25 protein-coding genes are annotated in these 21,236 nt (G+C 66.2%); 6 read left to right on the forward strand and 19 right to left on the reverse strand.

The window, feature by feature from the left end:
* Positions 1 to 932: 932 nt before the first annotated feature.
* Genes G6N42_RS24055 through G6N42_RS24070 form a run of 4 tightly spaced genes read right to left on the reverse strand, consistent with a single transcriptional unit; the run spans position 933 to position 5,399 of the window.
* The gene (locus G6N42_RS24055; RefSeq protein WP_163733873.1) at positions 933 to 2,201 is read right to left on the reverse strand and encodes an amidohydrolase family protein; all 1,269 of its coding nucleotides are present in this window, start codon (positions 2,199 to 2,201) and stop codon (positions 933 to 935) included.
* 34 nt (positions 2,202 to 2,235) lie between these two features.
* Complete coding sequence (locus G6N42_RS24060; protein WP_163733876.1) at positions 2,236 to 3,009, reverse strand: class II aldolase/adducin family protein; 774 nt, start codon at positions 3,007 to 3,009, stop codon at positions 2,236 to 2,238.
* On the reverse strand, positions 3,006 to 4,583 hold the full coding sequence (locus G6N42_RS24065) for a class I adenylate-forming enzyme family protein (RefSeq protein ID WP_163733879.1): 1,578 nt from the start codon (positions 4,581 to 4,583) through the stop codon (positions 3,006 to 3,008). The genes G6N42_RS24060 and G6N42_RS24065 overlap by 4 nt, the downstream gene beginning before the upstream one ends.
* Positions 4,584 to 4,613: 30 nt before the next feature.
* On the reverse strand, positions 4,614 to 5,399 hold the full coding sequence (locus tag G6N42_RS24070) for a FadR/GntR family transcriptional regulator (protein WP_163733882.1): 786 nt from the start codon (positions 5,397 to 5,399) through the stop codon (positions 4,614 to 4,616).
* Positions 5,400 to 5,552: 153 nt separating this feature from the next.
* Here G6N42_RS24070 and G6N42_RS24075 point away from each other — a divergent pair, with 153 nt between their 5' ends.
* The gene (locus G6N42_RS24075) at positions 5,553 to 6,215 is read left to right on the forward strand and encodes a VldE C-terminal domain-containing protein (RefSeq protein WP_232076285.1); all 663 of its coding nucleotides are present in this window, start codon (positions 5,553 to 5,555) and stop codon (positions 6,213 to 6,215) included.
* Positions 6,216 to 6,239: 24 nt separating this feature from the next.
* On the opposite strand, the gene G6N42_RS24080 is transcribed toward G6N42_RS24075, so the two are convergent.
* The gene (locus G6N42_RS24080) at positions 6,240 to 7,013 is read right to left on the reverse strand and encodes an SDR family NAD(P)-dependent oxidoreductase (RefSeq protein WP_163733888.1); all 774 of its coding nucleotides are present in this window, start codon (positions 7,011 to 7,013) and stop codon (positions 6,240 to 6,242) included.
* A gap of 104 nt (positions 7,014 to 7,117) precedes the next feature.
* Here G6N42_RS24080 and G6N42_RS24085 point away from each other — a divergent pair, with 104 nt between their 5' ends.
* The gene (locus G6N42_RS24085) at positions 7,118 to 9,277 is read left to right on the forward strand and encodes a serine/threonine-protein kinase (RefSeq protein WP_163733891.1); all 2,160 of its coding nucleotides are present in this window, start codon (positions 7,118 to 7,120) and stop codon (positions 9,275 to 9,277) included.
* Positions 9,278 to 9,338: 61 nt separating this feature from the next.
* On the opposite strand, the gene G6N42_RS24090 is transcribed toward G6N42_RS24085, so the two are convergent.
* Both G6N42_RS24090 and G6N42_RS24095 read right to left on the reverse strand, forming a co-directional pair.
* Positions 9,339 to 9,743, reverse strand: a complete 405-nt coding sequence (locus G6N42_RS24090; RefSeq protein WP_174262152.1) for a DUF2752 domain-containing protein — start codon at positions 9,741 to 9,743, stop codon at positions 9,339 to 9,341.
* A gap of 23 nt (positions 9,744 to 9,766) precedes the next feature.
* Entirely contained in the window at positions 9,767 to 10,087 is a 321-nt protein-coding gene (locus tag G6N42_RS24095) for a CD225/dispanin family protein (protein ID WP_163733894.1), read from the reverse strand.
* Between the two features lie 221 nt (positions 10,088 to 10,308).
* On the opposite strand from G6N42_RS24095, the gene G6N42_RS24100 reads away from it, so the two are divergent.
* Positions 10,309 to 11,007: a DUF427 domain-containing protein gene (locus G6N42_RS24100; RefSeq protein ID WP_163733897.1), complete on the forward strand. Its 699-nt coding sequence runs from the start codon at positions 10,309 to 10,311 to the stop codon at positions 11,005 to 11,007.
* Positions 11,008 to 11,027: 20 nt separating this feature from the next.
* On the opposite strand, the gene G6N42_RS24105 is transcribed toward G6N42_RS24100, so the two are convergent.
* Positions 11,028 to 11,441 (reverse strand): hypothetical protein, encoded by a 414-nt coding sequence (locus G6N42_RS24105; protein WP_163733900.1) that lies wholly within the window; start codon positions 11,439 to 11,441, stop codon positions 11,028 to 11,030.
* Between the two features lie 5 nt (positions 11,442 to 11,446).
* Complete coding sequence (locus tag G6N42_RS24110) at positions 11,447 to 12,511, reverse strand: AbrB family transcriptional regulator (RefSeq protein WP_163733903.1); 1,065 nt, start codon at positions 12,509 to 12,511, stop codon at positions 11,447 to 11,449.
* A gap of 129 nt (positions 12,512 to 12,640) precedes the next feature.
* Between G6N42_RS24110 and G6N42_RS24115 the strand changes: the two genes are divergently transcribed.
* From G6N42_RS24115 to G6N42_RS24125, 3 genes are all read left to right on the forward strand, one after another.
* Positions 12,641 to 13,636 (forward strand): TauD/TfdA family dioxygenase, encoded by a 996-nt coding sequence (locus G6N42_RS24115; RefSeq protein WP_163733907.1) that lies wholly within the window; start codon positions 12,641 to 12,643, stop codon positions 13,634 to 13,636.
* A 266-nt stretch (positions 13,637 to 13,902) separates the two neighbouring features.
* Entirely contained in the window at positions 13,903 to 14,628 is a 726-nt protein-coding gene (locus G6N42_RS24120) for a DUF433 domain-containing protein (protein WP_163733910.1), read from the forward strand.
* Between the two features lie 18 nt (positions 14,629 to 14,646).
* Positions 14,647 to 15,078, forward strand: coding sequence for a PIN-like domain-containing protein (locus G6N42_RS24125; protein WP_163733913.1), 432 nt, complete (start codon positions 14,647 to 14,649; stop codon positions 15,076 to 15,078).
* A gap of 56 nt (positions 15,079 to 15,134) precedes the next feature.
* Here G6N42_RS24125 and merB read toward each other — a convergent pair whose 3' ends face one another.
* The 10 genes from merB to G6N42_RS24175 form a co-directional block, all read right to left on the reverse strand.
* Positions 15,135 to 16,082, reverse strand: coding sequence for an alkylmercury lyase family protein (gene merB / locus G6N42_RS31510; RefSeq protein WP_163733916.1), 948 nt, complete (start codon positions 16,080 to 16,082; stop codon positions 15,135 to 15,137).
* Positions 16,083 to 16,311: 229 nt separating this feature from the next.
* A complete protein-coding gene (locus G6N42_RS24135; protein WP_163733919.1) occupies positions 16,312 to 16,845 on the reverse strand; it encodes a DinB family protein in 534 nt (177 codons plus the stop codon).
* A 59-nt stretch (positions 16,846 to 16,904) separates the two neighbouring features.
* On the reverse strand, positions 16,905 to 17,081 hold the full coding sequence (locus tag G6N42_RS24140) for a hypothetical protein (protein WP_163733922.1): 177 nt from the start codon (positions 17,079 to 17,081) through the stop codon (positions 16,905 to 16,907).
* An 88-nt stretch (positions 17,082 to 17,169) separates the two neighbouring features.
* Positions 17,170 to 17,646: a phage protease gene (locus tag G6N42_RS24145; RefSeq protein WP_163733925.1), complete on the reverse strand. Its 477-nt coding sequence runs from the start codon at positions 17,644 to 17,646 to the stop codon at positions 17,170 to 17,172.
* A gap of 21 nt (positions 17,647 to 17,667) precedes the next feature.
* Positions 17,668 to 18,540, reverse strand: coding sequence for a major capsid protein (locus G6N42_RS24150; protein ID WP_163733928.1), 873 nt, complete (start codon positions 18,538 to 18,540; stop codon positions 17,668 to 17,670).
* Between the two features lie 15 nt (positions 18,541 to 18,555).
* Positions 18,556 to 18,939, reverse strand: coding sequence for a capsid cement protein (locus tag G6N42_RS24155; RefSeq protein WP_163733933.1), 384 nt, complete (start codon positions 18,937 to 18,939; stop codon positions 18,556 to 18,558).
* 2 nt (positions 18,940 to 18,941) lie between these two features.
* Positions 18,942 to 19,529 (reverse strand): hypothetical protein, encoded by a 588-nt coding sequence (locus G6N42_RS24160; RefSeq protein WP_163733937.1) that lies wholly within the window; start codon positions 19,527 to 19,529, stop codon positions 18,942 to 18,944.
* Positions 19,530 to 19,540: 11 nt separating this feature from the next.
* Positions 19,541 to 19,972 carry a helix-turn-helix domain-containing protein gene (locus tag G6N42_RS24165; RefSeq protein WP_163733940.1) on the reverse strand — a complete coding sequence of 144 codons (432 nt, stop codon included), beginning with the start codon at positions 19,970 to 19,972 and terminating at the stop codon, positions 19,541 to 19,543.
* 79 nt (positions 19,973 to 20,051) lie between these two features.
* Positions 20,052 to 20,513 carry a hypothetical protein gene (locus tag G6N42_RS24170; RefSeq protein WP_163733944.1) on the reverse strand — a complete coding sequence of 154 codons (462 nt, stop codon included), beginning with the start codon at positions 20,511 to 20,513 and terminating at the stop codon, positions 20,052 to 20,054.
* A gap of 204 nt (positions 20,514 to 20,717) precedes the next feature.
* On the reverse strand, positions 20,718 to 20,963 hold the full coding sequence (locus G6N42_RS24175; RefSeq protein WP_163733947.1) for a hypothetical protein: 246 nt from the start codon (positions 20,961 to 20,963) through the stop codon (positions 20,718 to 20,720).
* Positions 20,964 to 21,236: the final 273 nt, after the last annotated feature.

The raw sequence follows: 21,236 nt of genomic DNA on the forward strand, positions 1-21,236 counted from the left end.
AGCCGGGGAGCGGGCTCAGGTTCGGATGAGTCATCCGAGCGCGTCGCATTGTCTCGCTGTTCAGTCAACGGTTCGGTCGACTCGTCCCGAGTGGTGTCGGATTCGTCAAGGTCGTTGGCGCCTGTCGAGTTGCCGTCGCCAGCGGTCGACGTTCCCCTCGACTCGGCAGGCTTGTTCGAGTCAGGCGGCTTCGTTGATTCGGACGCCCCCCTCGACTCCGACGGCTTCTTGGACTCGGACGGCTTGCGCGTCGAAGCGGACGGCTTTCGTGTCGAAGCGAACGGCTTTCTCGAGTCGGGAGACTTTTTACCCGAGGCGGAATTCGCTCCTGCCGACGCCGTTGACTCCGATGTCGAAGGACTCGATTCGGTGTCTGCCGACGCCACCCCCTGTCCGGTTGCGACGGCTACGCCGACTCCCAGAGCTACGGCCAGTCCGCCGACGCGGCCCACATGTGCAGACGCACCCATTACTATTCCCTCGATTGATGCATCCCGACCCGACGCAAATATCTCACGTCGGTGCCGTTATTTGTGCATATCCGGCAAACTCGCTCAGGCGAAATCACCACGGTATCGCCGGTTTGGATTCCGGCCAGAAGTTGTATGCGTACTTGGCCCAATTGATTGAAACTCGTGACACAGACGCAACCCGGTACGCAGCGATGGCTGTGCAGCTTCTGCCACTTCGATGACGCGACGGCCGATTTTCGTGGGCGTCGAGTATGGCCGAAACCCGGTGTCTTGGAGCGATACCGTGCGCTCACGCACTACCGAAGAGCGATCGCGGAGGTGTATCAAGCGACACGGCGTCGGCTGCCCGCCATCGCGCAGCAAGCCCCAAGTTCAGCTACCGCAGCGGAGGCGCGCACCCCCGGTGTGTGAATGGATTATTAGTGCAAGGGGTCGGTTAACTCGATCGCCCCGCAACCTTCAAAACGCGTTGGGGTCGTTCTGCACCGCGTCGGGAACCGGATGTTGATAGAGCCGGGCGGCGTTTTCCCACGTCACCTTTCTGATGATCGCGTCGGGTAAACCGCTGATCTGTTCGTGAATCGTCTGCTGGGTGTGGGGCCACGTGGAGTCGCAGTGCGGGTAGTCCGCCTCGAGCAGGATGTTGTCCTCGCCGATCCGCTCGTGCTGGACGAACGACGACTGATCCTCGACGGCGCAGAACCAGAAGTTGCGCTTGAAGACCTCCGCGGGCGTCAGTGTCTCGCCGAGCGCCTTCCACGTCCCGTACATCTCGTGGTAGCTCAGCATGTGGTCGAGCCGGTCGAGCAGGCCCGCCACCCATCCGATGCCGCCTTCGGAGAGGCAGATCTTCAGATCGGGGTACCGAGTGCACACGCCGGAGTACAGCCAGTCGACCGCCGCCGAGATCGCGTAGGCGAAGAACAACACGCCCTGCACATCGGGCGGTGCGTCGGCGGTGGTCGACGGAGACGTCCCCGACGACCCGATGTGCAGGTTCACCACCGTCCCGGTGTCTGCGCACGCCGCCATCAGCGGCTCCCAGTAACCCGAGTGGATCGTCGGGAGTCCGAGCATCGCCGGGTTCTCGCTGAACGACACCGCGTGATAGCCGCGCTCGGCATTCTCGTAGATCATCTTCGCGCCGACCTCGGGATCGAGTAGCCACGGCAACTGACACGGGATGATCCGCTCGGGATAGGCGCCCGCCCATGCCTCGATGTGCCAGTCGTTCCACGCCCGCACCGACGCCATCGCGAGGTCGCGGTCATCGGTGACCTGCTGGAGTCGCTGACCCGCGAAACCGGGCAGGAACGACGGAAAATTCAAGGACGCGTACACGCCGTTGAGATCCATGTCTTTGACGCGAGCATGGATATCCCATGCGCCGCGGCGCATTTCGTCGAAGCGGGCGGGCTCGAACCCGTATTCGGACACCGGCCGCCCGACCACCGCGTTGAAGCCCACGTTCGGCAGTGAGTTGCCGTCGTACATCCAGGTCTGACCGCCGTCGTCGGTGTCGACGACCCGTGGGGCGCGGTCGGCGAACTTGCGCGGCACCCGGCCCTCGAACGTGTCGGGCGGTTCGACGATGTGGTCGTCGACGGAGATCACGGTGTAACGGCGTTCTGCCCGTTCGGGTTCGGGCAGAAATGTGACGGTGCGGTCGGCGCCCGTCTTGGCCGTGGTGAAGTTGAGATTGGCCGCCATGTCGTCGATGGAAGTCATGGGCGATCCTCGATTCGTGTTATCGGTTGGGCTGTCAGTTCAGAACGTCGGGGTCGGCCTTGATCGTCATCCGGGCGGCGCCCGCCCAGTAGACGTCGGCGGCGCGTTCGATCAGTGACTGCTGCATGCCGACCATGTCGCCGCGGCTCATCTGCGACGGTGTCCGCCCGGTGACCATCACGTCGTAGGCCAGCCGGCAGACCCGTTCGATGGACACGGCGCGATAGACCGCCTCGGCCAGGTTGCGTCCGGCGGCGATGACGCCGTGGTTGGCGAGCAGTATGAGGTTGGCCGAGCCGATCTGCTGTGCTAGTTCCCTTGCGCGCCAGGGGGCGTCGATCTCACCGTCGTATTTCTCGACGAGGTACATGTCGTCGAGGAACAGTGCCCCGGTCTGATGTACGAGCTCGGGCAGGATCCCCAGTGCCGCGATAAGACTGACGTAGTACGGATGGTTGTGGATGATCACGCGGGCGTCGGGCCGGATGCGGTGCAGTTCGGTGTGCAGGTGGATGGCGGGTGTGACGTCCCAGCGGCCGCGCACGACGTGAGCGTCCTCATCGACCACGCATATGTCGGACGCGGTCAACTCCTGCCACCACAGTCCCCAGGGGTTGACGTACATGTCGTGTTGGCCGTCGGGTTGCCAGGTGATGTGCCCGGCCATGTTCTCGGCGAATCCGATGTCGGCCAGGTGCCGGAACGCGACGGCCATCAGCTGTTCGTCGGTGAGGTCGCTGCCGATGGGTGGTGTTATCGACGGCGACCAGACGTCGAGGCCACCGCGGCGAATTTCCTCTGTGGTCATGATCCCTCCCGGATCCGTTCGCGAAGTTGACCTTTGGCGACCTTTCCCCCGGACGATCTGGGCAACTCCTCGAGTATCTCGAGCCGCTCCGGAAACAGCTCCTTCGAAACGCCTTGCGCTAGAAGATGTTCGACCAGGGTGGGCAGATCCAGTACAGCCTCTTGCTTGAGCTCGACATACACGCAGACGCGTTCGCCGAAGACCGGGTCGGGCATCGCGACCGCCGCGGCGACGGCGACGGCGGGATGAGTCGCCACGGCCTCCTCGACCTGGACAGCACTGATGTTCTTCCCGCCGCGCAGAATGAAGTCCGATGTTCTGCCGGTGAGGGTGAGGTAGCCGTCGGCGTCGAGTTCGCAGATGTCGCCCATCCGCATCCAGCCGTCCTTGGTGAACAGCTGATCGTGGTCGGTGCCGCCGAGATAGCCGAGCGACAGCGCAGGCCCTCGGCATACCGGTTGTCCGCGACCGGTTTCGGTGACGTCGCGATCGCCGTCGAACAACCGAACCTGCATCTCCGGCACGATGCGGCCGGCGGTACGCAGCCGGCGATCCAACGAATCCGCAAGGGTGGTAGCGCTCAACATGCCGGTCTCGTTGGACCCGTAGAACTGCAGGATCGTCACTCCGGTCAGCTCCTCGAAGCGTGCCGCCTGGGTGTACGGCAGCGGCTCGCCGCCGGTGAAGACGACGCGCAGACTGCTCAGGTCGTGGTCCCGCGAGGCCGGATCTGCGAGGAGCATCGCCAGTTGCGTACTGACACAACACAACACTGTGGCGCGGTGCCGTTCGATCGCCGCGCACGTCGCGCCGGGATCGAACCGTTCGATGCGGACCGTGGTCGCGCCCAAGTGGATGGGTGTGGTGTGCGAGGTCCAGATCCCGAAGCCGTATGGCGTGGGGATGATCGGCAGGAAGACATCGTCCGCGGTGAGCGCGCCGTTGGCGACCGCCTTGAGATGGAAGTAATGCCAACGGTTCTGGGTGTGCACGACACACTTGGGCATACCCGTGGTGCCAGATGTGGAGTTGATCAGAAAGACGTCGTCCGCACCGGCCTGCGGCAGCACCGACTGCGGACAATGCCGAGTGTCGATCGTGAGTTCGGAGCCGAGCGCCACGACGCGCATCGACGAACCAGCGGCCTCGACGGCTAGACCGTGCCGTTCAGCGTCGGCGATCAGCACGGTGGGTTGCGTGACGTGAAGAATGTGCTCGGCCTCGCGCACACCGACGCGGGAGCCGAGACCGACGACCGCGGCGCCGCACCGCTCGATGGCCACCAGCGCGACGTGGATCGCGGCGGTGTCCTTGTGCCACAGGCCGACAAAGTCTCCCGGCGCGACACCGAGGCCGCGCAACCCGTGGGCGAGGTTGGTGGCGGCGTTGTCGAACTCCTTCCAGCTGAACTGAGGGCCCGCGGAATCGAGGGTGAAGTCGATGTAGGCGGGCTTATGCGGTGCGGAGGCGGCGTTGCGGCGCACGCAGTCGGACAGCGTGACGTCCGTCCACCAGCCCGCGGCCCGGTACTGCGCCGCCTCGGCCCTGGTCACCGTGGCCCCGTCGACGCTCATCACCAAATCATATGAAAATAGGACCGGCGGTCAACGGTCGGTTTCCGGAGGGGTGGTCGCCCAGCCGCGCAGCATCGAGGGGTCGACGACCCCCGACGAGCCCGGGTAGTGCTGGGCGTCGAGGAGATGCGCCGCGGCGAGGTCATAGGCGCGACGGGCGTCGCCGGCCTCGATCGCGTCGATCACCTGCCGGTGGTCCTCCAGCACGGCCAGTCGCTCGTCGATCGGCACGATGCTGCCGTCCGCCACCCGGCTCGACCAGCTCGTCTCGTGCGCCGACCACAGCATTTCCAGCGCCCCGGCCAGGATGATCATGGTCTGGTTGCCGCACAGCGCGACGAGGGACTCGTGGAACCGCCGGCTCGCCGATGTCACGAGCCGCAGGTCCTCCACGGCCTCGACTGCTTCGGCGTGCACCCGTCGCAGCTGTGGGACCACGGTGGTGCCGCGGTCGGCGCGCTGGGCGCACAGCCCCGCGCACGCCGGCTCGACCTGAAGGAGGGCGTTACCGACGTCGGACAGGCCCACCTCCTGGGATCCGAGCACCAGGCCGACGGTGTATGCGACATTGGCGGCGTTGGGTCGCCGCACGACGGATCCGCCGAGCTTGCCGCGGCGCACGCGCAGCAGCCCTTCGGCCTCGAGAATGCGCATCGCCTCGCGCAGCGACGGCTTGCTCACCGGGAACTGCAGGAGCAGCTCATCCTCCTTGGGCAGGATGCTGCCGTCGGCCAGCTCACCGCGCAGAATGCGGCGCCGGAGCTCGTCGGCCACCTGTTCGGCGAGACGGCGAAACTGAATGGTCGGCTCTGCCACGAATCGATTCTCCACGCATCAAACGCCGAACCGGCCCTCGGACGCCGATAACGGAGAGATAACAAAATTATCTCAGGCCGGTGACCAGCGAAAACATCGTTGCAGGTCGGACCCTTGCTGTGTTATGGCCGAATTGCGGTTATGGTGCTCTGCGTGGGGCGGCACTCATTAGCCAAAAAGCGACGTAGGTCGCCTGTTGTCCTGGCATCTGTACTCGGCCCCGCCGCCGTGCTCTTCGCGGTCGGCGCCGACATGCAACCCAGCAAGGATGTAGCCAAGAGCGCTCCCGTCGAAGAGGTCGCTCCCTGGAACGTCGAGATCGTGGTCGCCGCCCCGATGAATCCGTTCCCGGCGCCAATCGTCGGCCAGGTCAGCTTGAGCTCCGCTCCCGACACCGTCATCGCGGCCTCGCGATACCGCACCGTCGACCGCACGCTGCCCGTCGGACTCGCTCCCGAGCGCGGCCTTCAGGTGAAGACGATCCTGGCGTCACGCGCGATCACCGCGGCCTTCCCCGAGATCCAAAGCATCGGCGGGGTGCGCCCCGATGCACTGAGATGGCATCCGAACGGTCTCGCCCTCGACGTGATGATCCCCAACGCCGGCACAGCGGAGGGCATCGCGCTCGGCAATGAGATCGTCGACTACGTGCTGCGCAACGCGTCGAGGTTCGGCATGCAGGACGCCATCTGGCGCGGGTCCTACTACACCCCCAACGGTGCGCAACGAGGCGGCGGCTACGGCCACTACGACCATGTTCACATCACCACCACCGGTGGTGGCTATCCCACCGGCGACGAGAACTATTACCGCTGAGCCGGATTGACTGAGCCCGTCTAGCTAGGGTCGGAACGTCACTCCGCCGTCGACACTGATCGTCTGACCGGTGATGAAGCTGCCGTCGTCGGAGAGCAGCAGCGCGCCTAGAGCGGCGACGTCGTCCGGATTGCCGAAGCGCGACTTGATCATCTGACGGGCCCGCGTCTGCTCCACGACGCCTTCCGGCATCCACTGTTCGTCGAACTTGTAGTGCCAGATCAGGCCTGGCGCAATGGCATTGGCACGAATCCCCTTCGGACCGTACTTGCGGGCAATGTGACGCATCAGCGCAAGCTCGGCCGCCTTGCTCATCGCGTAGGAAACCCGGCTGCCCCCACCGTTGTAGGCCTCGATCGACGCGGTGAAAACTATCGACCCGCCGCCGCACTCGATCATCGGAGGGATCGCGTGCTTGGCGCAGATCACGAAACCCCTTGTGTTGACCCGCATCACCTCGTCGAAGGCTTCGAGCGGCAAATCGACGACGCCGCCGGGCAGGTAGGCGTCGGCCGCGTTGGTGAAGTTGACGTGGATGCCGTCGAGGCGTCCGAACGTGTCCACCGCCAGCTTGATGATGGCGATGACCGACTCCTCATCGGCCCCATCGAGCGGGACGGCGCGCACCCGGTCCGGGTCGAGATCGGTGACGGCACGCGACACCGTATCCGGATCCAGATCGCCGATGACGAGGCGCGCGCCCTCGTCGGCGTACCGACGCGCCAAACCATTTCCGATACCGCCCAGTCCGGCGACGATGACGACCTTGTTCTCCAACAGTCCCGACACGACTGACATATTGCCCGAGCGTTCCTCCGTTGCAGATGTGGCCACTGCTTTCCGCCCTTAAGGTGGCCGTTGCGGCTTATCGTTTCAGCAAACTGCTATCGCGGGAGGTCGATTTGGAGGGCACGCCGTTCGGACGCTACACGTTGGTCGAGCTACTCGGCCGGGGCGGCATGGGTGACGTCTGGCGCGCCTACTTCACGATGACTGACCGCGTGGTCGCGGTGAAGGTCCTGCCCGCGCATCTGGCCAGCGATCAGACGTTCCAGGAACGGTTTCGTCGGGAGGCTCGGGCAGCGGCGGGGCTCAACAATCCTCACGTGGTGCCCATCCACGACTTCGGTGAGATCGACGGACGCCTGTTCGTGGACATGCGGCTCATCGAGGGTGAGGATCTCGGGACGCTACTCGCGACCGGTCCGCTGGCGCCGCAGCGTGCCATCAGAATCGTCGAGCAGATCGCGCTCGCACTCTTCGCCGCACACCGAATCGGGTTGGTGCACCGCGACGTCAAACCGTCGAACATCCTCGTCACCGAGGACGACTTCGCCTACCTGATCGACTTCGGCATCGCGCGGGCGGAGGGCGAAGCGGGGCTCACCGACACCAACGCCGCGGTGGGCACCTGGGCCTACATGGCGCCCGAGCGTTTCTCGACCGGTTCGGCTGACGCGCGCGCCGATGTCTACGCGCTGACCTGCGTGCTCTACGAAGCATTGACCGGCCAATCTCCTTTTCCGGGAAAGACTCTCGAGCAGATCGCGACCGCGCACATGCTGCAACCACCACCGAAGCCCTCGGCGGTGCTACCGCAGATACCTCCCGCGATGGACCGGGTCATCAACACCGGCATGGCTAAGGAACCCGAACAGCGGTACGCCTCGACCAAGGATCTGGCGACCGCCGCCCGCGCCGCCATCGGCGGGGAACAGGATCACACGGTCGCCGCGCACCAAGACCGCACGATGGCGGCCGCGCCTGTGCCGCCGACGCAGCAGATCAACCCACCCGCCGCGACGGTGGCCGCCAGGCCGGCAGAACCTACCGAGCGTCTGCATCAACCGCCTCCGGAGACATTCGCCGCCGCGACGCAGTACCGCACGCCGATGCCGTCTGCGTCCACCCCGCCGGGGTCGGCCGATCCGTCGTCGGGACGGCGCAGGAACATCCTGCTGGCTTCGGCCGCCGCACTCCTCGTCGTGATCGTGGCCGTCGTCGCGGTGATCATGTTCACCGGCGGCTCCGACTCGCCGTCGAGTAACACGGCGTCGTCGCCATCGTCACCGGCGGGGCCGTCACCGTCTTCGGGACAGCCGTCCGAACCGCCATCTGCGCCAGGCGGTGCGATGTTCAGCGGTACTCAGCCATGGACCCTCGACGTGTCTGGCGCACCAAAATCCGAACGCAGTGACGCGATCATCGGTGCGTTGACCGCAGCGGGTGGTTGGGGCACTGAGAACAGGCTGCAAATCGACTTCTCGAACGCGGTCTTGTTCGCCGACGGCAGCACGCCCCGCATGCAGGTGGTCGGCACCGAGGACTACTGCTTCGGCGGGCCGGCCTGCGACGCGGTGCCCGCCGAGATGCCTGTCCCGGAGAACGCCAACATCGGCGGATCCTCGGATCTGCAGTGCGACGACTCCGGAAACACCGAGGGTCAGGGTGACTGCCAGCTGCTGGTCGTCGACCGGGAGGGTAAGAAGCTGTACGAGACTTACCAGTCGACGAAGGACGGAGTCGCGCTCAAGGCCCGCGGCTTCTTCATCTGGGACCTGAACAAGGAGTACCCGGAGAATCTGCGCGGCGACCAGTGCACAAGCGCGGATGCGGGCGGCTTCCCGATCGCCGCCATGACACCCACCGCCGACCAAGTCGCTTCGGGCTCAATCGATCACGCGATCCGGTTCATCTTGCCCAACGACCGGATCAGAGCAGGCGTCTACGTGCATCCGGCGAGCCACGCCGGTGGCCCCGAAAGCACAGACCCAAACTCACCACCCTTTGGTGTGAGGTTGCGACTGAAGGCCGACTTCGACGAGACGGGTTACACCGATCCGCAGAAGGTGGTGATCAAGGCTCTGAAGACGCACGGGATGCTGCTGGCCGACGGCGGCGAGGTGCCCCTCACATTCTCTGACGACAGAACCAGCACCGCCAAGTGGGCGGACTTGGGCATCGCCTCGGATACGTTCAGCGCCATCACACCCGAGGCGTTCGAGGTCGTCGAACTCGGACCGGATGTCCCCTTGACCTACGACTGCGTGCGCAACCCCTAGCATGGCGCGGCGCTGGTGCTGGGCAGCGTCGATCATGCACTGCGTCAGTAGTTTTCGGCGGTCACACGCGCAATGCGGTGAACGGCTCAAAAGGTAGGTTGCGCACCACGAACCAGATGGTGACGACAACCATCGTCACCGTGGCGGCCCAGCGGTGGTGCTGCCAGCCGGCGATCTTGCGGCCGACGACTCGACCGTACGTCCACACGAGGTAGGCGACGATCAGAAAGGCCACCGCGACGACGGCGAGGGCGTTGAATCGCACTGCAGACAGGAAGTCTCCGTGCAGAAGCGAGTAGATCATTCGAAGTGTGCCGCAGCCCGGGCAGTCGATGCCCAGAAGGGCTTTCGTCGGACACACGGGAAGAAAACCGCCGGGTGTGGTCGGATCTCCGATCCAGACCACCGCACACGCACCAGCCGCCAAGGCGCCCACCAGGAGTGGGCCGCCGAGGCTGACGGGCACGCTGTGCCGAATTGGCGTTGAAATCAGTATTCGGTCGTCGTCGAAGTGTCGAAGTCCATGTTGACCGCGCCGACGGCGATGAGGATGCCGTAGATGACGAACACGACGATGCCGGCGATCAGGCTCCACATCGCCCACTTCTTCGCCGAGTCGGAGGCCGCCTGAGCCTCGGCGTACCGGCCCGATGCCCAGAGGCCGTTGACCTGGCTCGCCTTGACGATCGACACGACGCCGAACGGGAGGCAGCAGAACAGTGTCGTCAGAATGGCGAACACCAGATGAGTGCTTGGCTGCGCGCCCTGCGGTTGCGGGGGCGGGTAGTTGCCAGGCGGTGGTTGTGTCATCGTCGTCTTCCTTGTAAGGCCATTAGGACGGAAAAGCGGTGCTAAATGTACCGGAGCGGCGGCCCAAAAGACGGGAAAATCAAGATCAACATCGTGTTGCGGACGCACGTCCGGATGCATCGCTCACCTGCGATTATTGCGTAGGCAAGAGTTCGCAGCGGGACGCGGGAACCCGAGTGGCCCATGGCAATTTGCTCGGGTTGCGCGCCTAGTCTGACAGCATGAGCACGCCATCACGGCCGGATTACCCGCAAATGGCTGCGGCTCGTGGTCGCATCGAACCGGCACCACGGCGGGTCCGCGGGTTTCGCGGCGCCGAGCTCGTCTTCGACACGACCGCGGCGCGCTATGTGTGGGAGGTGCCGTACTACCCGCAGTATTTCGTACCGCTTTCCGATGTCCGCTCCGACGTTCTGCGCGAGGGTCTTCCGGGTATGCGGGTGTTCGACGACGGCGACTTCGCCGGACTGGTTCGGTTCCGGTGGGACACCTTGAATTGGTTCGAGGAGGACGAGCCGATATACGGCCATCCACGGAATCCGTACGTGCGGGTGGATGCGCTGCGGTCCCATCGTCACGTGCAGGTCGCACTGAACGGAGCGACGTTGGCCGAGACCCACTGCCCGGTATTGCTTTTCGAGACCGGGTTACCTACCCGGTACTACATCGACCGTACCGATGTCGAGTTCGCACACCTCGAACCGTCGACCACGCAGACCCTGTGTCCGTACAAGGGCGTCACCTCGAGGTACTGGTCGGTGCGCGTCGCGGATGCCCTTGTGGCCGACCTGGCATGGTCCTACGAGACGCCGCTGCCTGCTGTGGCGCCGATCGCGAACCTGGTCGCGTTCTACAACGAAAAGGTCGACATCACGGTCGACGGCGTAGAACTGGCCCGTCCCGCAACCCATTTCAGTTAGGGAAGCGGCGCGGGTCGGGCTCAGCCGACCTTTTGTAGCTGGAACGCGCTCTGCGTCACGACGCCGCCCGCGCAGCCGTAATTGGAGTCCGACGACACCACGCCGGCCAGCGTGGTCGGGTCGACCGACATCGATACCACGGCCGGTTCATAGTGCCCGTCAGCGCAGGTCAAGCCGCCTGGCTTCGAGACGGTGAAGTTCCAGCGGCCACCGCTCAGGCTGGTGGGCGCGGACCAACCCTGGTTGCTCGTGACCGTCCCGGTGCAGCCGGCGGGGGCGCAAGCCGTCACGAAGGTCCACACGTTGTATGGGTCACCGTCCGATGAGCCATAGGTGCCGTTGAGTAGTGGTGGGTCGGCAGCCGCCGCGCCGGCGAATGCGACGCCCGCGATCGCGGCGAAGGCGCCAACTAATGTGCGCAGAACCGTCGTCATAGTGATCAGGAATTTAACGGCCCTGTCACCCCACTCGTGGCCAGCGCGGCGTGTGATTCCCGGTTGTGCCCAGCATGAGGCCGAATCGAGATCTGAGGTGCGAACCGCAAGAATATCCGCGCGACCAGGGGGGCGGCGAACAGCATCAGCACCACACGGATCACCTGGGACGCCATGACGAACTGCACGTCGCAGTCGGATCCGATGGTGTACCCGAGCACCGCGTAGATGCCGCCGGGGCTGGTCGCCAGATAGCCGTCGAGTTGGCTGAGTCCGGCGACGTCGGCCAGCACCATGCCGAAGCCGGCCACGACCAGGTTGAGGACCGCGATCAATGCCAGTGCAGTGGGCAGGATCCGGCGGATCGCGCGCAGTGATTCACGGTCGAACTCCAGCACTGTCTGCCATACGAAGAGCAGCGCCGCAGCCTGAACCAGCATCACAGGAACCTCGAGACCGCTGATCAATCCGCTGAATTCCAGCGCAATGGTGATCGCCATCGGGCCAAGCAGCCCGGCACCGGGCAAGCGCACCGCACGGCCGGCCGCCGCGCCGACGACCACGAGCACTGCGATCAGCGGCAGGTTGAAAAAAATCGGCAGGATGCCTACGGCATCGGAATGTGATGCGCTGGAACCGGATCCGCCGTAGATGACCGCGACGACGAAGGGCATGGCCGCGGTGATGATCGCGACGCGTAGATACTGCACCGCAGCGACGACACGGTCGTCGGTGCCCAACTCACGGGCGATGGACACCACGCCGGACGAACCGCCTGCGACGAGCGAGAGCGCACCCGTCAGCGGGCTGATGCCGCGGTGCATGCCCAGCAGCGCGCCGCCGGCGATACAGACGGCCAGTGTCCCGACGGCAACGGCTACGAGCGCCACCCAGTCCGCAGCGCCGAGCGTGGAGAACGAAACGTCGCGAACCAGAAGTCCGGTGGCCACCCCGAGCACACCCTGCACGGCCAGAGTCGACGCCGGCACCGCCTGCGGCGCGTGGCGTGACAGGGTCCAGGCAAGGATTCCGCAGACCAGGGCGGTTGCGAGGAGCTCGATGGTGTTCACGAGCTCAGGTTCTGACGACGTCCTTGGTGATTCCTAAAAGCCACGGTGTGCACGGCTCCAAGAAACTTCAAAGAATTGGCCGCCAATCTCGTGTCACGCATCCCGGCGATACACGAAAGGAGACCGCTGATGCACACGCAGGCGACAGGAGAAGGAACCCGTACCCGCAGGCCGCTGATCGGGTCCACGGTGTGGGATCGCGCGACTTTCGACGACGAGTGCTACACGGTCACGGTCGAACCGCACCAGGCCGAGGCTTGCCTGCACATCGTTTCCGAGCTGCGGCGACGCGGTAAGCGGATCGACACCGTTGAGCCCGCCGACTTCACTCACCCCGGGCTCTCTGAGTTGGCTCAGGTCATCAGCAAGCACGTGCACTCCGTCGCCGGGTTCGTCCTGTTGCGCGGGCTGCCGTCAAGCGGATGGACCGACGAGGAAGCGTCGATGCTCTATTGGGGCATCGGCACCTACCTGGGCCGGCCGCTGCCGCAGAATCGGGCCGGCGATCGCGTGTACCTGGTTCAGGACACCGGCGCGACGCTGATGGAGGCGCGCGGCTCAAAGACAAATCTCGGGATGATCTACCACACCGACTCGGCGGCTGCCTTCGTCGGCAGCCGTCCCGACATCCTCGCGCTGATGTGCCTGCGGAAGGCCCTGTCCGGTGGTGAGTCGCTGATGGTCAGCGGTCACACCGCCTACAACATCCTGCTGTCGACTCGGCCGGATCTGGTGGAGGTGCTCTACGGAGAGTTCCTCTTCGACCGGTCGAAGGACACGGCGGAGGGTGAGGACCCGGTGTCGCGCGGATCGGTGTTCACCGACACCGAAGAAGGTGTGGCGATCCGCTACAACCGCTTGCACATCGAACTGGGACACCATCTTTCGGGCACTCCGCTCACCACGCTGCAGCGTGAGGCGCTTGATGCATTCGACGCGATACTGAACGATCCGGCGAACGCGATCGATTTCACGATGGAGCCCGGCGACGTCTTCTTCGCCGACAACAACACCGTGCTCCACAACCGCAATGCCTTCACCGACGCAACCGAGGTGGAGAACCGACGCTGCTTGGTGCGACTCTGGCTCGCCGCCGGGTCGGCCAAGTACATGTGGAGCCGATGACGGGAATCGAACCCGCGTATTCAGCTTGGGAAGTCGATTCGCTGCGTCCACGCGGGTCCACGCGGGTCCACCGCTGTCGTTCGTCGAGCATCTGACCTGCGCAATCGGACCGTGGTGGACGGTAGTGGATCAGGGCGGATGGCCGGGAGTTAGCCGCGAGTTGTGATACTCACGTGATACCGACGCCGTATCGGCTTGAGCGCGGCGCGGTCACGAAAACGCCTGTTCGCCGCGAGGGTGTGGGTGGCTACTGCCATGATGTGGTCGTGTCCACTACCAAGGTGATCGACCTGCAAGACCGGCCGGTGTACGGGTTCGGTCAGGTCGACCACATTCTCGGTCTCAAGGCCGGCACCTCTGCGCGGTGGATCGACGGCTACCAGCGCAGGGGCAAGAGCTATCCGCCGGTGATCCGTCCCGAGCCCACAGGCGACGAGGTAGTGACGTGGGGCGAGTTCGTCGAGGCCCGACTGCTCGCCGAATACCGCGACGCGGGCGTGCCGCTCGTCAGGATGCGGCCGGCCGTCGAGACGCTGCGCGAGGAGCTCGACACGCTCTACCCGCTGGCGTCGGCCAAGACGTGGCTGGCCGTCGAGGGCCGCGAGCTCGTGCGCAAGGTCCAGGACGCCGTCGGCCTCGATCGACGGCTACTGATCGTCGTGCGCAACGACCAACAGATGCTCGACTGGTCCGCGCCGGCGCAGGAGTTCGCCGACTCGCTGGAATGGGAGACGGTCGGCCGGCGCAAGCGGCCCGAAGTGACGAGGTTGCGACCCGACCCGGCGATCCGTGACGTCGTCGTCGACCCGCTACAGCGGTTCGGTGAGCCGTCGACGCGTGGTGTGCCGACCGAGGTCATCCGCGAGCTCTACGCTGCCGGCGACCCAATCGAGATGATCGCCGAGCTCTACGGCTTGCCACGTGAACTCGTCGAGGCGGCCGTGCGCTACGAGCTCAGGGCGGCCGAGGCGTACGCGGCGCGAGCCAGCTAGACCAGCGGGCCGCCGGGGATGGTTGCCGTCGAGCACCTCGTGCGGTTCTACGTCGACGAGAGCGCGACCGGCCTCGGCCTCGCATTGACTGCGGCACGCCGCGACACAATCCACGCGGGGCACGCGCTCATCCCCGAGTGCCCTCGCGGCGCGCTCGACACCGAGTGGATTCCCGCCGTGGCTGCCCGCGGCCTCATTGTCATTACCCGCGACAAGCGGCTACGGACCAAGCCCGTCGAGGTGCGGGCGCTGTGGGAGCACGGGTTGCGGGTGTTCTGCATCGGCGGCAAGCGCGATCTGTCGACGTGGCAATGGCTTGAGCGAGTAGTGCGGCAATGGCCGCGGATCGAGGCGCTCATCGAGCAGCGCGACACTGGCCCGTGGATTTACATGCTCAACGAGAACAGGGTCGACGAGTTCGTGCCGCCGTGGGCCGTCGGCCAACAGTGACAACCCGACGCACGACCCGCCGGAGTCGAAGCGACGCAGAGAACCCGCGCAGCCCGTTACCTCTTGGCGAGCAGGGGTCCGAATACTTGGTCGGCGAGGGCGATTGCGTCAGCCTGGCCGACGATGAAACCGTCGAGGTCGGGATGCTTATCGAGATGTGACTGCGCGGCCTCGGGGTCGGTGTGGAAGGTGATCGACCGACACGCGGTATTCGCAAGGGTTCCGCAGCAGTCGGTGCGGCCGATGACGACGGCCGCGCTGGGGGGTTGCCACGTCCATTCGTCGCCGCGGCGTTGAATGTGGATCGGTGTTCCTGAGTCGGGGTCGGTCGAGTCGATGGTGCCGTCACCGCCGGTCATCAGCGGGATGCCGAGCGCGTCGATTGCACACATTGCGGCGACCGAGCGGTGGTCGGCAAGCTGGACGGTGTGGCCTGTGCGCCGGCCAGAAAAGGGGTAAGCGACCTCAACCTGTCCATCGGGTGCGGTGTGCACGAGGTCGGCGCTGGCGAGTTGGTTCAGCGCGTCATCGAGATCAACGCCGACTGCGGCGGCCGTCGACGCTAGGTCGTCGCGATGAGCCTGGCCTTTATCGCAGAATGCCCGCAGCACGGCTTGGTGAATTCCGCGGATCGCGGGCGGGAGTTGGGCAGCCGACTCGGCTACAGACTGCGGTCTGCGGGCCGACTGCTCGCGCATCGGTTCGACCTGGTGTGGCGCTTGGGCGCGCAACGCGTCAAGCACCCGTTGGCGCGTGGGCAGGTCGAGTCGGCACGCATCGCCAATCGGCGCGCCGGCCTCGGGCCGCATCACGTCAACACTGTCGATAAGCACGGTCGGCGAAGGATAGCGGCCGACGCGGTCGATAATCGGCGCGTGGATGCCCAGCGCGGCCAGGCATTCGTTGACGAGCGCCCTGGCGGTGTCGGCGTTGGGGCATCCCGGCGACGTGAGTAGTTCGATACGCAGGTTGGCTCGCTTCTGCGGGGTGGGTGTGGTGCTCACTCAACCAGCATGACACCCGCGCCGAGGTGGGCCACGGGCCAACCTTGACCGCCCGGCGCACCACCCGCCGGCGCCGTTTCGGCGCGGTCGTCCCGAGCCAGACCGCCGGTGCCGCGCCCTAATTCACCCGAGTTTGCTGGCATCCGGCCGAAAAAACTCGGCCGCTCAAAAAAATTCCTGACTACCGCGCCGGCAGTCAGGTGGGGGGTGCCTCGATATTTTTCGGGTGTCACATTCGGGCCAGTGTTAATTGTCGGCGGTGGTGATCGTAGTGCTGACCCGGATAGCGGTAGACGTCGGCGAGCGTCATGTATTCCCGGAAATAGGGGTCCCAGCCGGGCGGGTAGTGCATGCCTCGGCGCATGGAGGTGTCGTTCGCTCTGGCGAGGGACCGCTGTAGCTTGTCGATTTCGCGGTCCATCTTCTTGCCCATCCGGCGGCGGTTGTAGAAGAGAGCCGCGGCGCAGGACCCGTAGTAGTTGATCACATGGAACGGCGGTGTGACTGCGTCGAGCATCCGCGCATAGGCACGGCTGACCCGGTCAGGCAGTCGCCCGAATATGCGCACGAGAAACAGCAGTCGTCGCACGAGCATGTATGCGAACACCATGTGGAATAACAGCTGTTCGTTGGTCCACCGTGTGCCTGAGGTGGGTTTGTTCCAGTCGTCATCGGCTGCGACGGCCAGGAGACGATGGAGGTCGGCGCGGGCGCGCTCCAAGTCGGCCGCCATTGCTGCCCGATCGGTCGTTGGCTCCGACATGGGTCACCTCGATCCGCGCTGTGTCGCGCCAGCTTCAAGCCTATGCACCATGAGCCCGGTCAGAACCGCCATTCAGGCGGCCGTGGGTCGACGGCCGCGTGGGGATCGCTCGACAGCGGTGGCGTGGAGCCGAGGCGGCAGCCGTTGGCGTGGTCGTCGGGATCAAACGACGCGGTGCCGCAGGTGCAGCGGGCGAGCTCGGGCGGAAACTCGGGCTTGTCGGGTGTAGTGGTCACGGGCACCCCGGCCGGTTAGGAGTGCGGCCGGGGTGCCCGCAGTCGGTCACCGGCGGTTGCCGGGCGAGGGACCGCCGGCGGCGACGACTTAGTAGAACCAGGCGGGCTGCTTGTCGGCGTCACGGTCGGCCGGCTCGGTCGAGTGACCCACCTCGGTCATCGGCACGGCCGTCTCGTTGGGCACGGCCGCGAGAACCTCGATCATGCCCTCGTCGTGGGTGCACAGCGTCACCCAATGCTCACGCCGGCTCGGCGCGATCTTGCCGAGCCGCAGCGCCTCGTCGACGGCGGCCTCGATCTTCTGCGCCTTGGCCGCGGCGGCCATCTGCCGACCTTGCTGGGCGTCGTGGCGCAGCGCGGCGAGGGTCTGGGTGTCGACCACCTCTAGACCGGCCTCGCGTGCCGCAGCGGCCACGGTGGACGGCTTTTCGGGGTTCATGCCGGCAGCCTGCGCCGCTAGATCGGCGACAGTGGCGAGGATCAGGTCAACATCGGTGGTGTCGGCGGGCAGGCCGAGGGCCTCGATCAGCGCGGCGGCCTGCTCGACGTTGAATGTGAGTGCCATTCTTGTTGTCTCCCTTGGTTTCTAAACGCCGAGGATCTTCTTGGCGGCGTAGGGTCGGTCGACCGCGAACGCGGGCACGGCGTACGCCTGCACCCACATCGAGCGCGTCGAGCGGTCGTCGTACACCTCGACGGTCAGCGCCGTCTCGAATCCGACGGTGCCGACCATGCCGCCCTGCGCGACGAACGCGGTGCCCTCGGGGATGCGCGGATTCGAGAACATCTCAAGGCCCGCCGATTCGAGCATCGCGCCGAGGTTTTCGGCGTACGCCTGGCGCAGCGCACGCGCCTGCGACGGATGCACGAGCAGCGTGTCGTGCGCGACGCCGAGCTCCTCAAGGTCGGCGAGCTCCTGGGCCTGCGCGAAATGCGCGGTCGGCCGGTTGCCGGACGCGGTGAGGTTGGCGTCGGGTCCGACGAACACCAAGTTGTCCCAGCTATTCGCGGTGGCGACGCTGGCGATACTGGCGGCTTGCAGCGCCTCGACAGCGCGGGTGTCGAGCTTGCGAGCGATCGTGTTCGCCAATTGCGTTGTCTGCTGGTCCAGATAGCTCACATCGTTGCGCGTGCGCTGCTCGTCGGTCACCTGGAACTTGCCGCCCCAATCCTCGACGGCGGCAAGCCGCGGCTCGGGTTCGACGCCCTCGACGACCTTGTACTCGGCGCCGGGCGTGCGCTTCTCGACGTCGCTGGTGAAAAAGTCACTCGCCGCGATCACGGAATAGAGCAGGCCACCGCCCTGCACCTGGGCGCCGAACGGCCTAAATACGCGAGGGAGCAAGATTTGCGAATCTGCAAGGCGCGCAATCTGGTCGCGCATGATCGACGGGGTTTTCAGAGCCACGTCGACGGTGAGCCGGCGGCCGGTGAGCTCGGGAATGAGCGGGTTAGGCATGAGCGTGAATCCTCCCTAGTACAAGCTGATTTCGGCGTCGGCGGCGTCCGCCGCGCCGGTGATCGCGTAGCCGACGGCGACGCCGGCGGCCTTGGTGGCGGCCATCCCGTTCGCGCCGACCTGCACCTCGGCGCCGGCGGCGATCGCACCGGAGGCGGTCACGCGCACGACGCGGCCACCGCCACGCACCACACGCACGAGCTCACCCACGGCGGCGTCGTTTCCGGCCACGCCGCACGTGCGGCCGGCGGCAGCTGCGGGCGCAACGCTGATGTTGCCGCCGGCGGTGCGGTCGCCGCTGATCGCGAGGAACCGCTTGGCGGTCACGGCGGCCGTGGCCTGCCCGGTGATGGTTGCGCCGGGGTCGTACACCGACGGGTTGGCGATGGTTGTCGACACGGTCAGACTCCAATCGTTTGGTTGTTTCGGCGGCGTCGAGCCGCGGCTACTTGCACGGCGCGTCGCCGCTGGGCGGCGCGGTCGTCGGGGTGGAAAGCGGCGGCCGCGATCGTGACCGGGCGGCCGCGGTGGGCGGCCGCGACGTCGTAGAGCTCGGCGACGTCTTGCAGTGAACGCAAGGACCTCACGGCAGGCGCCGCGGCGCCGAGCAGGGCCAGCGCGGTCAGCACGAACGGCCACACGCGGCCGGTGTCGTCGGTGAACCCCATGTAGCCCTCGATCGAGCGGTCGGGCCACGCACGCGGCAGCAACGTCGCGACTGCCTTGGGAACGCCGGCTAGGTCGCCGACGAGGGTGTGCCCGCCGTCGGTCAGTCGCAGGCGGTCGACATATCCGAGCGCGGGCGCGCCGTCGCCCATGCCGGTGTGGCCGAGCTTTACGACGGCTTTTCTGCCGAGGATGCCGGCCTCGTGTGCTTCGACGGCCGACGCGAGATGCTCGGGGCCGAACTCGAACTCGCCGGTGATCCCGTCCCAACGACCCACCTTGAGCAGTTCTAGGTTGGGCACGCGTCGCACATCAATGGGCACGGTCGCCTCCCTCAGCCGGCGCGGCGGGCGGCCTTTCGCTCGGCCTTGTGCTCGGCGCGCTCGACGACGGCGCCGGCGTCGATAAGCCAGCGGCCGCGCTCGCCGGCTCGGCGGGCCGGTATCGAGCCACGGGCCGCGAGGTCACGCACGTTGCGCTCGCCGGTCCCGAGGACTTTGGCGGCCTCGGCGGTGTTGAGCCACGCATAGTCGTGATGGTGGCCGGTGTCCTTGTGCGATGCACCGCAGCGGCAGTCGGTGCTGCCGTTCGGCGCTGCGGCGCTGCCGGTTTCGGCGCATCGGGCGAGTTGGCGGGCCACGGTTTCCAGCCGCGGCGTCGGCGTGCAGCGGTTTTCGCGCAGCATTTGTTGCAGCAGCGCCAGAGCGCGGGCGAGATAGTCGGCCTCGCCTGGGTCGAGCAGCACGTGCCCGCGCAGGGTGTTCATGCCGTCAACGCCTCGCCGCAGTGCTGGCATGTGCGCGTACGCGGGTCGGCGGCCTCGGAGTAGTCGAATTCGAGTTGCGTCATGGCATCGCCGCCAGCCGCAAGAGTCGATCTTCGAGCAGGATGCAGAACAGTTCGCGCTGTGTGTCGTGGGCGCTGCCGACGTCGGTGCAGACCCAGACAGGTCCGGCGAGGCGCCACAGCGCCTGTGTGGCGGCGTCGCGGGTATCGGGGTGCGGGCCGGCTCGCCATTCGGCGATCACCTGCTCAACAGCCGAGGTGAACCGGGCCGCCGCCGCGGCGTCGAACACAAGATGGTCGACGATCACCGCGGCGCACGCGCCCGGCAGCGCCGAGAACGGGTCGTGCTCGGCCCAGGCATCCAGCACCACTGATAAGGCTGGCTCGCTGCGGCGCACCGCGTAGAGCGCGGCCGCTGTCGCATCGCGGGCCCGGTCGTCGCCTGCGTGATCGGCGCCGTCGGCCGGCGGGCCCGCTCGCCACCGCGGCTCCCACTCCGACACGAACTCGCGGTCAATCATCGGGCCTCCTGTCGGGGGTCGGTGCTAATACGCTCGCCGGCGCGAAGTCGCTCGACGACGTCGACGAGCCGGTCGGCCAGCGCGAGGGGCCTCGTCGGGGTCGATGGTGAACGTGAACGGGCCGGCCGACAGGCGGATGCGGGGTGGTTGGTGGCCGGGCAGCGCCGCGACGGTGGCTCGCAGCCCCGGGCACCGCGTTGAGCCTCACGTCGACGCCTCGTCGTCGCGGTCGCCTCGCAGCGGCTCGCTGAACGATCGGTACGGCCGGCGTGGCTCCTCGACCGCCGATCGGCTCGACGGTGGGCAGCGGCGCACGCAAGGCATTTGCCGGATGCGAGGTTTGCGGTTGGTGTCGGTGCGGGTGCAGAAGTCGCCGGGCTCGGCTCCACATGTTGGACACGGTTGGTCGAGTGCGCCGCGGTATGCCTCGATGACGGGCCGGTCGGTCACGGTCGCACCTCTTGTTCCGCGTGCGCGTTCTGTTGGTCACCTACGGGGCTGGTTTGGTCTGGGTAACCACGCGCTTGAAGCAACCAGAGAGTTACGTCCGTGCTGCACGCCAGTGCAGTACGGGATTGGGTATTCCTGTTGGGTATTCCTTTGTTGCACCCACGGGGGTGCAGTCTGACTGCACCGCAGCCGTGCAGTCTGAGCGCCGTCAGACTGCACAAAAAACGGTGCAGTCTGAGCGCTTTCGACCTGCACCGATTCGGTGCAGTTTGG

This window comes from Mycobacterium gallinarum (genome assembly GCF_010726765.1).
Taxonomy (GTDB): Bacteria; Actinomycetota; Actinomycetes; order Mycobacteriales; family Mycobacteriaceae; genus Mycobacterium; species Mycobacterium gallinarum.